Genomic DNA, 13,623 nt, shown 5'->3' with positions numbered 1-13,623 from the left:
CCGAAAACCCGATTTCTATCGGTGAGGTGGGCCATTCGGAGCATGATGTCAACAATCCGGCGGCAGATTTTACCGCCGCCGGATCATAATGCTTTTGGCCGTCACGCTGCTTCGGTCACCGGATAGCTTCCGCCGCCTGTCCGCAGAAGTCCGAGATCGCGCAACGCGGCGGCGACCGCCGCCTGCGGTCTGGTATGCGGCTCGGCGCCGATCAGCATCTCCAGCTTGCCACTGTCAAGCGCGTGCGGTCTGTCCCAGAGATATTTCATCTCGATCACTTCTCTCAACATCGGCGAGAAGAGGCCACCCAGTCGCAGCAGCGGCCAAGGCACACTCGCAACGGCCAGTTCCTCGCCGATGGCCGCTTCAATATGCGCCTTCATACCATGGCCGGTCATGGCGTGCCCGTGGAAGAGGAATGCTTCGTAGGGCGACGTCTCGTCCCGGCGATCGGCCAAAGCCACAAAAGCCCGGGCGAGATCGGGCAGATAGGCCCAACTGTGAACGAGATCCATAGAACCGGGATAGGTGAATTTGCCCTTGCTCAACCGTGCTGCGAGCATCAGGTCGAACCAAGAGCCTGGCACGCCGCCGCCGTAGAAGTCACCGGCTCTCAGCACCATCGTCCGAACGTTCGAGGATGCCGCTTCGCGCGCGAATAGTTCCTCCACCCGGTTGCGGATGGCGCCCTTGCGCGTCGAGTCCTCAAATGGCGTGTCGTCGACAACCGTCGCCGGGATGGAGCGGCCGTAATTATAGAGGTTACCAGCGAAGATATGCTGAGAACCGTGGGCGCGGGCGGCGGCCATGACGTTTTCCCCCATCGGAATGACTTTTCGACGCCAATCGGGATAGAGCGGATTGAGACCATTGAAGATGATGTCTGCGCATGCGGTGGCGCGGATCAGCGCCTGCCGGTCAAGCGCATCGGCGGCGCGCTGTTCGACATCTGCCGGGAGGCCCTTCGCCTTGCCGTTGCGCGTCACTGCGACGACACGATAGCCGGCATTCTGAAAAGCGCGGGCCGTCATATTCGAAAGACGGCCGTTGGCGCCGAGGATCGCGACTGTCGTCATCATGTTTTCCTTTCGGATGAGGTTGCGAACACCCAACAGATATTCTTTCATTTTCGTTTTTTAAATTGACAGGAATGAAGGGTTATTATTCATTATTGCATTGATGTTGGATTGGGATCTCATACGCAGCTTTCTTGCGGTCGCCGAGAATGGCACGCTCGCGCAGGCCGCAGAAAGGCTTGGCGTCAGTCAACCGACCATTGGCCGCCATATCGACGCGCTTGAAGCCGAACTCGGCCTAACGCTGTTTTCGCGAGGCCGGCATGGCATGACGCCGACAGAGGCCGGATTGTCCTTGATTGACGATGCAAGAGACATGCGCCGCGGCGCCGATCACTTGGCGCTACGGGCCGCCGGCAAAGTGGAAAATGTCGGTGGAACTGTACGTATTACAGCCAGCGAAGTGGTCGCCACTTTCATTCTGCCTGCGATTATCGCCGGTTTCGCCCAGGAAGAACCGGACATTGAAATCGAACTCGCGCCGAGCAACACGGTCGAGAACCTGCTCAGTCGCGACGCCGATATCGCCATACGCATGGTGAGGTCTGACCAGAACGACGTGATTGCACGCAAGGTGAACGACATGGGCATTGGCGTCTACATGCACCGGGAGCTTGCCCACCAGGACGGCGTCCCGAAATCTCCCGATGCGCTCTTGGCGCACCGGGTAATTGGCATGGATCGCTCCGATTTGATTATCGACAGCATGACGCGCCTGGGATTCAAGGCTCGGCGAAACGACTTCACTATTCGCACTGATCACCAGATCGCCTACGTCGAGCTTGTCAAAAGCGGCGCCGGGATCGGCTTCATCGCGCAATTCATTGCAAAAAACTGTCCGGATCTGATCCGCATTTTGCCGGAAATCCAGATACCTTCGCTGCCGTTGTGGCTTGCCTCGCACAGTGAGCTGCGCACCAGCCGACGCATTCGCAGGACCATGGATTACTTATATGAGGCCCTACGCGCCCTGCCGCTTGACGAATAGGGTGTGGCCAGACATTAACAACCCGCCCGTTTCTCCACGATCCTTTCTGCAATCTGCCTTCCATGGGAGCCTGCCTTGCATCTTCTGACGCTGAATTGCGGTTCCTCCTCCATCAAATTCGCGATTTTCGACAGCGACGTGCGGGAAGTCCTTCGCGGACAGATAGACGGCATCGGAACGGCGCCGCGCATTTCGGCAAAGCGCAACGCAGAATCCATCATCGACCGCTCTCTGGAAGATGCGAATGTCAGCGACCATGGCGCCGCGCTTTCGGCGATCCTTGATCTTTTACGCACCGAGTTTCCCGATATCAGTATTGCCTCTGTTGGGCATCGAATCGTTCATGGCGGCACGCAATTCAGCCGACCGGTCGTGCTTGACAAGGAAACGATCGAGAAATTGCGTGCGCTGATTCCGCTCGCGCCATTGCATCAGCCAAACAACCTCGCCGGCGTCGATGCGGCGGCGGCGGCCTTTCCCGACGCGATTCAGGTCGGCTGCTTCGACACCGCGTTTCATCGAGATCAACCCTGGATTAACGACGCCTTTGCGCTGCCCTATCGATTCTACGAGGAAGGGGTGCGCCGTTACGGCTTCCACGGCCTGTCTTATGAATATGTGAGCGGCCGCCTGCGCGTAATTTCTCCGACGCATGCATCGGGACGGGTTGTGGCCTGTCATCTCGGCAACGGCGCCTCGATGTGCGCAATCGACAACGGCCGCAGCATCGGATCGACGATGGGTTTCACGGCTCTCGACGGCCTGCCCATGGGCACCCGTTGCGGACAACTCGATCCGGGCGTGGTGCTGTATCTCATGCAGGAGAAGGGGATGAGCGCCCATGCGATAGAGGACATGCTCTATCACGACAGCGGGCTGAAGGGCCTTTCCGGCCTGTCCAACGATCTCCGGACCCTGGAAGCCGCAGCGACGCCGGAAGCCGATCGCGCGATCGATTACTTCACAGGCCGCATTCGGATCGAGCTGGGCGCCCTCGCCGCAATGCTGGGCGGGCTGGACGCCGTCATCTTCTGCGGCGGCATCGGCGAAAACGCCTGGCGAATCCGCCAGTCCGTATGTGAAGGGTTCGAATGGATGGGTGTCGAGTTCGACACCCGGCGCAATCGCTCAGGAGACGCCGTCATTTCAACCGACCAATCCAGCGTCGGCCTGTTCGTTATTCAAACGGACGAAGAAATCGTCTTAGCGCGCCACGCACTTGAACTTATCGGGCAATAATTTCCCAAATACATCTCGGTCCAATCCTACCGGCATACATCCTGCTCTCGCCTAATCGCGTTATTCTTCTCTTGCGGTTGCAATATGTTAACTCGGCGGAGTCTATGGTCGCGACAGTTGAGTTTAGTTTGTTTGAGTAGAAAGGGCGTCTCGATGGACGGCGACAAGTATGCCCTCGTCGATTTTCCGATTGACCGGTTTGACCTTTGGACCCTGTTGTTCGGGGTCATTGGCATTGTCGCGTTCTTCTACATCCTCATCCAAATCGGCGGATTGCCTGGAAAGATCGCCCAAAGGCGGAACCACCCGCACGCGGAAGCCGTCAAATATGTCGGCTGGATCGGGCTGTTCACGGTGTTTCCCTACATTCATGCGCTGATCTGGTCGATACACGATTCCATCACTGTCGACGTGCGCAAGATGCCGAAAGAAGGCCAAACCGGAGAGATCGACGCGCCGCATCCGCCCGGCCTGACGCCCCCGCCGACCGATACCGTACCGACGGAGGAATCCGTCGCGAGCGAACCTGCGACCCAGACTGAACAGAAAGCATAATCCATGTTTATCGCTCTCGGTCTCGTCCTTATCTATGTCGTCTTCGTCTGGCTGGTCTTTTTCCGGTTCAGATGGCTGAAATTCAATATCGTCTGGGGCGTTGTCGGCTTCTGGGTCGGTGTACACATGCTGCTGATATTCATCATCGCATTGCGCTTCTACCAGCCATATTCGATGGACGCGCATGTCATCCGCCCGACTATACAGCTCGTTCCGCGCCTGCAGGGACCGACCCTCCTGAAAGAGGTGTTCGTCGACAACAACCAGGCCGTTAAAAAGGGCGATCCGCTTTATCAGTTCGATACGTCCGTCTATCAGGCGAAAGTCCGGGAAGCCGAAGCCAATCTCGCCGGCGCCAAGCAGAACGCCGAGGCGCTCCAGGAGGACCTTGACCTTGCCGAACAGGAGCTCAGTCAGGCCGAAGCTCAACAGACCTATGCGCAGCAGCAGTTCGACCGCTACAGCAATCTGGTGCCGAAGGGCGGCGCCCGACAGGAATCGCTCGACAAGTGGACAGCGGATCTGGCGAGCGCCAACGCCGCCGTCGCAGAAGCCAACACCAACGTGAAGAAGGCGCAGATCGCAATCGACGCACAGGTGAACGGGGTCAATGCGCAGGTTGTCGCGGCTCAGGCGCAACTTGACGAAGCAAAATATTATCTCGATCAGACGACAATGAAAGCGCCGGAAGACGGCGTGATCATCAGCCAGCAGGCGCGGCCCGGACTGGTTGTCGGCGCGCTGCGCTTCGGGGCGATTTCCGTTCTGATCGCCGATGATGACCCGTATATTCTCGCCAGCTTCTACCAGGAGCACCTGAAATTCGTCGAGCCGGGCCAGGATGTGGAAGTCGCGCTCGACATCTATCCGGGCGAAATCTTCAAAGGCAAGGTCGTGGATGTCTGGTGGGGCACCGGCCAGGGCCAGATCAAGCCTAGCGGCAACGTTCCGACCTTCCGCTTTCCAAGCCTGCAGGGCCGGTTTGCGGTGCAGATCAATATCGATGATCCGAACATGAAGAGGCTGCCGGCAGGCACCCACGGCGCCGTCGCGATTTATACCGGAGGCGGCCAGAATTTTGCATTCCTGAGACGCATAAACATCCGGCTCTACAGCTGGTCGAATTTCCTGTTCCCGATGGATTTCCTGTGAGGGTTGCGTGAATGACCCGACAATTCTGTGTTCCTGTCATCTTCACGGCCACGCTGCTTCTCGGCGGCTGCATGGTCGGGCCGGACTTCATTCGTCCGGAGGCGCCCTATCTCGATAACTGGACGCAAGGGTCCAGCGGGCTTCAGGTCAACAGCAAAACCGGCTTTACCTCCCGCAGCGAGGCGGTGGCTGACTGGTGGACCCTGTTCAAGGATCCGACGCTCGACGCCTTCGTGAACGAGGCCTACCAACAGAACCTGCAGCTCGAGGCGGCCGGCGCCCGCGTTTACCAGGCCCGCGCTCAGCTCGGCATTGCGCGCGGCGAACTGTTTCCGCAGCAACAGCAGGGCTTCGCCGACGGCAAATACCTGTCGATCAGCAGGAATGATCCTTTCGTGCAGGAAGCAGAGCGCTTTGTTGACCTCAACACCAATTTCACGCGTTATCAGGTCGGCTTCGACGCTGGTTGGGAAATCGACATCTGGGGCAAGATTCGCCGCGACGTGCAATCGGCCAAGGCGAACCTGGCCGCCAAGATCGCAAGCTACGATGATGTTCTGGTCACGCTGACCGGCGACATCGCAGTGACCTATGTCACCATTCGGGAGCTGCAGGCGCTTATTTCCGTGGCGCGAAACAATGCGGCTCTGCAGAAGAAGAGCCTGGATATCGCCAAACTGAAGTTCGAAAATGGCACAACCACCGAGCTCGATATCGACGAGGCGACGGCCCGGTACAATGACACTTTGTCGATCATACCGGAACTTGAGGGCGAGCTGGCCGAAGCCTACAACGCCATGAGCGTTCTGCTGGGCGAGACGCCCGGCAAGATCAAGCCGCGCATGGAAAAGCGATACGCGCGTATGCCGATCATTCCGGCCCAGGTTGCTGTCGGCGTTCCCGCGGATATGCTGCGACGCCGGCCTGATATCCGCGCTGCAGAGTACCGGGCGGCGGCGCAGTCGGCGCAGATCGGCGTAGCGCAGGCCGACCTTTATCCGGCCTTCACAATCAGCGGCGCGATCGCCGTCAGTTCCAAGGAAGTCGCAACGCTTTTCACGAAAAACAGCTTCGACGCTTTCATCAATCCCGGCTTCACCTGGAATTTCCTGAACTACGGACGTATTCGCAACAATGTTCGAGCCCAGGACGCCAAGTTCCAGGAACTGCTGCTCGATTATCAAAACACCGTGCTGAAAGCCTATGCGGAAGTGGAAACGTCCATCACCGCTTTCTTCAAGGCAAAACAGCAGACAGTCTATCTTTATCGCAGCGTCAAGGCAGCAAAGGACGCGGAAGCGCGCGTGCTTGACCAGTATCGCGACGGCACTGCGGGCTACGACCGCGTGCTGGATTCGCAGCGACAGATATTCAGCTCTGAATCGCGCCTCGTGAGCGCCCGCGCGGATGTGTTGACCAACCTTATCGCCATCTACAAGGGCATCGCCGGCGGCTGGATTCCGCCCAATGTGAAGGGTTTCGTCAACGACAAGACCCGAACGCAGATGGAACAACGCACCAATTGGGGCAAGTTGCTTGAAAGCGCGCCAGACAGCGTCGATCAGCCGGAAAGCTGATTCCGGCGCGTCAGCGATCGTAACGGCATGAGCATATTCGTTGTCGTAAATCCGCGTGCAGGCAACGGGCGGACAGGACGGCGATGGCCTACTCTGTCTGACCGCATCCACAAAGCGCTTGGACCCTTTGACCAGGCCGTGACCAAAGTGGCAGGCGATGCAACGCGCCTCGTCCGCGCTGCTATCGAGGGCGGCGCGACGCTGGTCATCGCCGTGGGCGGCGACGGTACTTTCGGCGAGGCTGTAAACGGATTTCCCGATGCAAACGGTAATATGCCGGAGAGCTGCGCCTTTGCGGCGCTGGCCAGCGGCACCGGCTGCGATTTCGTCCGAAGCCTCGGACAGCCATCGCCTGATCCGGTGCAGCGCATTGCCGAGAGCGATGTCAGACCGATCGATCTTGGAAAAGTCACCTTCAGCAGTGAAACTGGCGACCAGGCGAGCCGGCTTTTCATCAACGCCGCCGGTTTCGGCCTATCCGGAGAGGTCTGTCGCGTCGTCAACGCCACGTCTTCGGCGAATGTACTGCCCGGAACGCTTGCCTACCTGCTTGCTACGATAACGTCAGTATGGCGGCATCGACCATCTACAATACGGATGTCGATCGACAACCGACCATCCTTCGTAATTGATCAATCCCTGACTGTGGTGGCGAACGGGCGCTTTTTCGGCGGCGGCATGCATGTCGCTCCGAATGCGCGGCTCGACAGCGGCGCATTCGAAATCATGGTGCTGAAGAAGACGCCGAAACTGCAGCTGATTGGCCAATTGCCGCTGGTCTATTCCGGCGCTCATACGACACATCCAAGCATCGCCTTTTTCAGCGGGCGTCGTTTAATCGCCGAAACCGTTTCAGAAAGCCCGAACCGGGTCGCAATCGATATCGACGGCGAATCACCCGGATACCTCCGGGCCGAATTCAAAATTCTGCCCGGAGCGCTACGTTTACGGCAATGATCCGCGGTTCCTACTCCGCCGAGGCGTAGACGATCAGCAAATCCTTGGCGTCGATCTGGTCGCCGGAGGCTACGAGAACCTCCTGCACCGCGCCGTCACGCTCGGCATGCAGCGCGGTTTCCATCTTCATCGCCTCGATGGAAAGGAGCACGTCGCCGGCCTTGACCTCCTGTCCTGCGGCCACAGCCACCGAGGAGACGACGCCAGGCATCGGCGCACCGACATGGGCCTCGTTGGTCGGATCGACCTTTCGACGTTGCGCCGAGGCAGCTGCACCGTGGATGCGGTCGGGAACCAGGATGCGACGCGGTTGACCATTGAGTTCGAAGAACACGGTGACCATGCCCTTCTCGTTCGGCTCCCCAATCGCCAGATTGCGAACCACAAGGGTTTTACCCTTTTCGAGGTCAACAAACATCTCCTCGCCGGCCGGAAGACCGTAGAAATATGTCGGCGTCGGAAGAATGGAAACGGGCCCGTAGGTCTTGCGCGCGTACGCGTAGTCGGTGAACACCTTCGGATACATGAGGTAGGATGACAACTCGTACTCGCTGACCTCGCGTTCGACGAGGTCCTCGACCGTCTTGCGCTCCGCATCGAGATCAGCGTCTTCAAGCAGCGAACCCGGACGTTCCGTGTAGGGTTTGTCCGACTTCAGAATTTTCTTCTGCAAGGCCTCCGGCCAACCGCCGGGCGGTTGTCCGAGATCGCCGCGCATCATGGAAACGACAGAATCGGGGAACGACACGTCGCGCGCCGGATCTTCGACATTGGCGACGGAAAGATCCTGTGAAACCATCATCAGCGCCATGTCGCCGACAACTTTGGACGACGGCGTCACCTTGACGATGTCGCCGAACATCCGGTTGGCGTCCGCGTAGGCCTGGGCGACTTCGTGCCAGCGCGTTTCGAGACCGAGCGAGCGCGCCTGCTCCTTCAGATTGGTGAACTGTCCGCCTGGCATCTCGTGTAGATAGACCTCCGACGCCGGTCCTTTCAGATCGCTTTCGAAAGCGGCGTACTGCGAGCGCACCGATTCCCAGTAGAATGAAATGCGTCGTATCCATTCCGGATCAAGGCCAGGATCACGTTCCGTGCCGCGCAAGGCTTCGACGATCGATCCGAGACAGGGCTGCGATGTGTTGCCGGACAGCGCGTCCATCGCAGCATCCACGGCGTCCACGCCGGCTTCGACGGCGGCGAGAACCGTGGCGGCCGCGATGCCGGACGTATCATGCGTATGGAAGTGGATTGGAAGGTCTGTCGCTTCCCGCAGCGCTTTGAAGAGCGGCGCCGCAGCGGCCGGCTTTAGCAGCCCGGCCATATCCTTAACGGCGATGATATGCGCGCCAGCGTCCGCCAGTTCCCGGGCAAGATTTACATAGTATTTGATGTCGTATTTCGGTCGCGCCGAACTCAGGATGTCTCCCGTGTAGCAGATCGCCGCCTCGCAGAGCTTGTCCTCCTCGCACACCGCGTCCATCGCGACACGCATGTTTTCCACCCAGTTGAGGCAGTCGAATACGCGGAAAAGATCTATGCCGCCGGCAGCGGCCTGGCGCACGAAATGCCTGACCACATTGTCAGGATAGTTGGTGTAGCCGACGCCATTGGCGCCGCGCAGGAGCATCTGCAGAAGGATATTGGGCGCGCCCTCGCGAATGAGTTCCAGCCGCTCCCAGGGATCCTCGGTCAGGAACCGCATCGACACGTCGAAGGTCGCTCCGCCCCAGCATTCCAGCGAAAACAATTCCGGCAGGGACCGCGCATAGGTTCCGGCAATGCGGGCGATGTCATAGGTGCGCATGCGTGTCGCCAGCAGCGATTGATGGCCGTCCCGCATGGTGGTGTCGGTCACCAGGATGCGATATTGCGCCCGCATCCATTCAGCGAATTTTTTCGGACCGAGCGCGTCGAGTTTCTGCTTGGTTCCATCCGGAACTTCGCCGCCGGCGAAGGGGACCTGCGGCGGCGCTGTCTCCGGCGGCGTTGCGCGACCGCGCGTTTCTGGATGACCGTTGACCGTAACGTCGGCGATATATGTCAGGAGCCGCGTCGCGCGGTCGCGGCGGCCCACCTGTTCGAACAGTTCCGGCGTCGTGTCAATAAACTTCGTCGTATAGCTGTTGTCGCGAAATTTCGGATGTCCGATGATGGCTTCAAGAAACGTCAGATTTGTCGCCACGCCGCGGATGCGGAACTCCCTGAGAGCGCGGTCCATGCGACTGATCACCTCTTCCGGAGTCGGCGCCCACGCCGTGACCTTTTCCAAAAGGGGATCGTAGAAGCGGGTGATCACCGCGCCGGAATAGGCGGTTCCGCCGTCAAGCCTGATTCCAAATCCGGTCGCCCCGCGATAGGCGGTGATTCGGCCATAGTCCGGAATGAAATTCTGCTCCGGATCCTCGGTCGTGATCCGACACTGCAGGGCGTTTCCGTTGAGCTTGATATCGCCCTGCGCAGGAACTCCGGAGCCCTCGGAGCCGATGGCGAAACCATCAAGAATGTGTATCTGCGCCTTGACGATGTCGATGCCGGTGACTTCCTCCGTCACCGTATGTTCGACCTGGATGCGTGGATTGACCTCAATGAAATAGAACGCCCCAGTGTCCGCATCCATCAGGAACTCGACCGTGCCGGCGCCGATATAATCGGTCGCCTTGCCGATTTCGATTGCGTATCCGGCTATTTCACTGCGCTGCTCATCGGAGAGATAGGGCGCCGGCGCGCGCTCCACGACCTTCTGGTTGCGCCTCTGGATTGAACAATCGCGCTCGAAGAGATGCACGACGTTGCCGTGGGTGTCGCCAAGCAGCTGCACTTCGACGTGTCTCGCGCGCTCGACCAGTTTTTCGAGGTACACCTCGTCCTTGCCGAAGGCCGCCTTCGCCTCCCGCTTGGCTTCCGTGACCTCGCGGGCGAGATCATCGGCTGAACGAATGGCCCGCATGCCGCGCCCGCCGCCGCCCCAGGACGCTTTCAACATAACGGGATAGCCGATCTCCTCGGCCATGCGGGCGATTTCGTCCATGTCGTCCGGCAACGGGGCCGTCGCCGGCACCACCGGCACGCCGACCTCCATGGCGAGATTGCGGGCGGCAACCTTGTTGCCCAGGCGACGCATCGTGTCCGGTGTTGGACCAATAAAGACGATGCCCGCCTCGGCGCATGCTTCAGCGAATTCCGGACTTTCGGACAGAAGTCCGTAGCCTGGATGGATCGCGTCGGCTCCGGAAAGCCTGGCGACCCGAATCATTTCCTCGATCGACAGATAGCTTTCGATCGGCCCGAGATTCATCTCGAGATGAGGACCGCGCCCGACCTGATAGGATTCGTCGGCCTTGAACCGGTGGAGAGCGAGTTTGTCTTCTTCTGCCCACACAGCCACGGTTTGCAGTTCCAGCTCGTTGGCGGCGCGAAAGACGCGAATGGCAATTTCCGAGCGGTTGGCGACGAGAATTTTCGAAATCGGCAAGAGGACTGCTCCGTATCCAGACATCAACGCGCCTTAAGACGCATCGGCTATTAAGCCACGGATCCGGTGGGTAAAGTCAAGGAATTTTTGCGTCGCAATATTTTTTATAGGGCAAATTTTCCTAGCAATATCAGGAAATAAGCCCGAGACGAAATGCTATCGCAATCGTATGATGGCGGTTCTTCGCCTGCAGTTTTTCCTGCAGCGAACCCATATGCCAGTCCACCGTATGCCGTGACAATTCCAGTTCCGACGCGATCTCGTTGGACGTCAGACCGTCGCCGAGAAAGGCCAGGATCTGCTTTTCACGCACGGTGAGATGCGGATCGGTGTAGGATGGCCTGCCCTCGTCTGATCCCGCCAGTTCCTGCAGGCGCCAGAAGGCGTATTTCGCCAATGTGTCGAAAGCCTGCAGTTCATTCGTTTTGAGTTCCGCCGCCCGACCACTGAGGCTCATATTGCCGACCAGCCCCCCCCGGCCGTGTATGGGAAAGGCGTATCCGCCCTCAAGTCCGTGCTTGAATGCGTCGAGCATCATTCTCTGCATACGGCTGTAATCCGGGTCGGAATGGTAGGCGAGGATCGCATCCGCCCAGTTGAAGCCGACCTGCGACCGGCCCATGTATCGGACGATCGGATCGACAAGCACATAGTTCTTTGCGATATACCGTTCCGGCCATCCATCGGGCCAGCGTCCGGCAAGAACCTGACCAATGAGATCGCGGGAAAAGGCCGGATGCCGAACGATAACATAAAATCGGATATCGAAGGCATTCATGACCGCGTCGAGACCACTGATCACCTCGTTGACCGTCTCGATTTCAGGTAGCTGCGCCGTGAATTCCGTCAGGGTCGCGAGTCTAGGTGATGTCATTATTCACTTGCTTGTTTTTCATTCCAGCCCGCCGGCACAATACTAAGCTCAGACGAAGCAAACTACCAGTCTGGACATCAACCTACTCTCACATTCTACTATCCAGTTAAGATGACAGGTAGAATACAGCGCGGAGCAAATCCACTTGTTTCTCTTTATGCGACCTTACCCTGACGCTATCGGGGCGCTTTCGCTTCTGCTATTCTCAACACATGATAAAATTGCGCCTAATCTTTCGTGCCTTGACTGTTCTCGTGACCACGCTGACAGTATTCGACATCGCCGCGGCAAAACCGAAATTCGAGAATTACGTCGAATCTCTCTATCCGGCCGCAGCCGCAGCGGGCGTGAGCTGGGACACGTTCCACGCCGCAACGAAAGGCATGACGTATGACAGCAAGCTCGTCGGCCTGACCAAATCGCAACCGGAATTCAAACGGTCGATCGGACAGTATCTCGACAAGCGCGTCACGTCGGCCCAGGTCAGCAACGGTCGCGCCAAGGCCAAAAAGTATCAGCGCACCCTCGACGGTATTGAACGCAAATACGGCGTCGACCGCTACGTGCTCGTTTCCATCTGGGGCATGGAAACGAATTATGGCGGCTACATTGGGAAGAGCGATACGCTCCGGTCCATAGCGTCGCTCGCGTATGCCGGTTATCGCAGGGATCTTTTCGAGAAGGAATTCGTGAACGCTCTCCTTGTCCTGCAGACCGAGAAAATGAGCCGGAGCCAGATGCGCGGATCCTGGGCCGGCGCGGTCGGTCAGACCCAGTTCATGCCATCCAGTTTCATCGAATACGCGGTCGACCATTCCGGAGACGGCAAGCGCGATCTGTGGTCCAGCGAGGCGGATGCGCTCGCCTCGGCCGCCAATTACCTCAAGCAGAAAGGCTGGAAGCCCGGCGCGCCCTGGGGCTATCAGGTCACGCTGCCGAAAAGCATCGACCTGACAAAGGCGGACGACAGTTTTGCGGGCTGGACGCGACGCGGCGTCGTGCGCACGGACGGCAAGCCGCTGCCGTCGAAGGGCGACGCGACGCTGTTCTTTCCGAGCGGCGTCGAAGGCCTCGCCTTTCTGGTGACCGACAACTTCTTCGTCATCAAGGAGTACAATTTCTCCGACGCCTATGCGCTGGCGGTGGCGCATCTCGCCGACCGGATCGCCGACCGGACGCCTTCCTTCAGCGGAACCTGGAACGTCGAGCGGCCGCTCAACAAGGAAGAGCGCGTCGCCCTTCAGCACGAACTGAAGAAGATGGGCTATCCGGTGCCGCGGACCGACGGCCGCGTGAACCTGCCGATGCGCGAAGTCATCCGCATGTATCAGGCCCGCAACGGCATGACGCCGGACGGCCACATGGATGAGGACGTCTACAACGCGGTGTTCAATTAGCGATCGCCTGCTAATTTCATAAAAATAGCAATAATATCTTATAGTTATAAGATTTCTCGGGTGCGATAGCGCCTCGAAGGAAAATTCTGGCTTTGTTTCGGGATTTCGACAAACCGCGGTAAAAATTCAATCTGGCTTTGTTTCGGGATTCCGGCAAATCACAGGCAAAACTCAATCTGGCTTTGTTTCGGGAATCGCCGATCTCCATAAAAATTGCATTTGGCTTTGTTTCGGGAATCCGCGATTTTTGCGTTTGATTGTCGTGAACCGCTCGAACTTCAAGGCTTGCGCAACGTCGTTAGTATAGCACATTCAGCGCAAAAATGCAGCTGC

General features: G+C 58.6%; 10 protein-coding genes. 7 read left to right on the top strand and 3 right to left on the bottom strand.

Annotated features, from left to right (window positions below; genetic code table 11):
- Window positions 1-101 precede the first annotated feature (101 nt).
- Window positions 102-1,076: an NAD-dependent epimerase/dehydratase family protein gene (locus AAFN47_RS15520; RefSeq protein WP_499810161.1), complete on the bottom strand. Its 975-nt coding sequence runs from the start codon at window positions 1,074-1,076 to the stop codon at window positions 102-104.
- Between the two features lie 106 nt (window positions 1,077-1,182).
- Between AAFN47_RS15520 and AAFN47_RS15515 the strand changes: the two genes are divergently transcribed.
- The 6 genes from AAFN47_RS15515 to AAFN47_RS15490 all read left to right on the top strand — a co-directional run bounded on the left by AAFN47_RS15515 (window position 1,183) and on the right by AAFN47_RS15490 (window position 7,544).
- Complete coding sequence (locus AAFN47_RS15515) at window positions 1,183-2,064, top strand: LysR family transcriptional regulator (RefSeq protein ID WP_499810160.1); 882 nt, start codon at window positions 1,183-1,185, stop codon at window positions 2,062-2,064.
- A 75-nt stretch (window positions 2,065-2,139) separates the two neighbouring features.
- Window positions 2,140-3,303 (top strand): acetate/propionate family kinase, encoded by a 1,164-nt coding sequence (locus tag AAFN47_RS15510; RefSeq protein ID WP_499810159.1) that lies wholly within the window; start codon window positions 2,140-2,142, stop codon window positions 3,301-3,303.
- 153 nt (window positions 3,304-3,456) lie between these two features.
- Window positions 3,457-3,858, top strand: a complete 402-nt coding sequence (locus AAFN47_RS15505) for a DUF3302 domain-containing protein (protein ID WP_499810158.1) — start codon at window positions 3,457-3,459, stop codon at window positions 3,856-3,858.
- Window positions 3,859-3,861: 3 nt separating this feature from the next.
- Entirely contained in the window at window positions 3,862-5,010 is a 1,149-nt protein-coding gene (locus tag AAFN47_RS15500) for an HlyD family secretion protein (protein ID WP_499810157.1), read from the top strand.
- 11 nt (window positions 5,011-5,021) lie between these two features.
- Window positions 5,022-6,587, top strand: a complete 1,566-nt coding sequence (locus AAFN47_RS15495; protein ID WP_499810156.1) for an efflux transporter outer membrane subunit — start codon at window positions 5,022-5,024, stop codon at window positions 6,585-6,587.
- Window positions 6,588-6,614: 27 nt separating this feature from the next.
- Entirely contained in the window at window positions 6,615-7,544 is a 930-nt protein-coding gene (locus tag AAFN47_RS15490) for a diacylglycerol/lipid kinase family protein (RefSeq protein WP_499810155.1), read from the top strand.
- 10 nt (window positions 7,545-7,554) lie between these two features.
- On the opposite strand, the gene pyc is transcribed toward AAFN47_RS15490, so the two are convergent.
- Both pyc and AAFN47_RS15480 read right to left on the bottom strand, forming a co-directional pair.
- Complete coding sequence (gene pyc / locus AAFN47_RS15485; protein ID WP_499810154.1) at window positions 7,555-11,019, bottom strand: pyruvate carboxylase; 3,465 nt, start codon at window positions 11,017-11,019, stop codon at window positions 7,555-7,557.
- A gap of 130 nt (window positions 11,020-11,149) precedes the next feature.
- Window positions 11,150-11,893, bottom strand: a complete 744-nt coding sequence (locus AAFN47_RS15480) for a helix-turn-helix transcriptional regulator (protein ID WP_499810153.1) — start codon at window positions 11,891-11,893, stop codon at window positions 11,150-11,152.
- Window positions 11,894-12,147: 254 nt separating this feature from the next.
- Between AAFN47_RS15480 and AAFN47_RS15475 the strand changes: the two genes are divergently transcribed.
- Window positions 12,148-13,290, top strand: coding sequence for a lytic murein transglycosylase (locus AAFN47_RS15475; RefSeq protein ID WP_499810152.1), 1,143 nt, complete (start codon window positions 12,148-12,150; stop codon window positions 13,288-13,290).
- Window positions 13,291-13,623: the final 333 nt, after the last annotated feature.

Origin of the sequence: Hoeflea sp. CAU 1731, assembly GCF_039888615.1 — a bacterium.
Taxonomy (GTDB): domain Bacteria; phylum Pseudomonadota; class Alphaproteobacteria; order Rhizobiales; family Rhizobiaceae; genus Flavimaribacter.
This window is presented reverse-complemented; position numbering and strand designations above follow the sequence as displayed.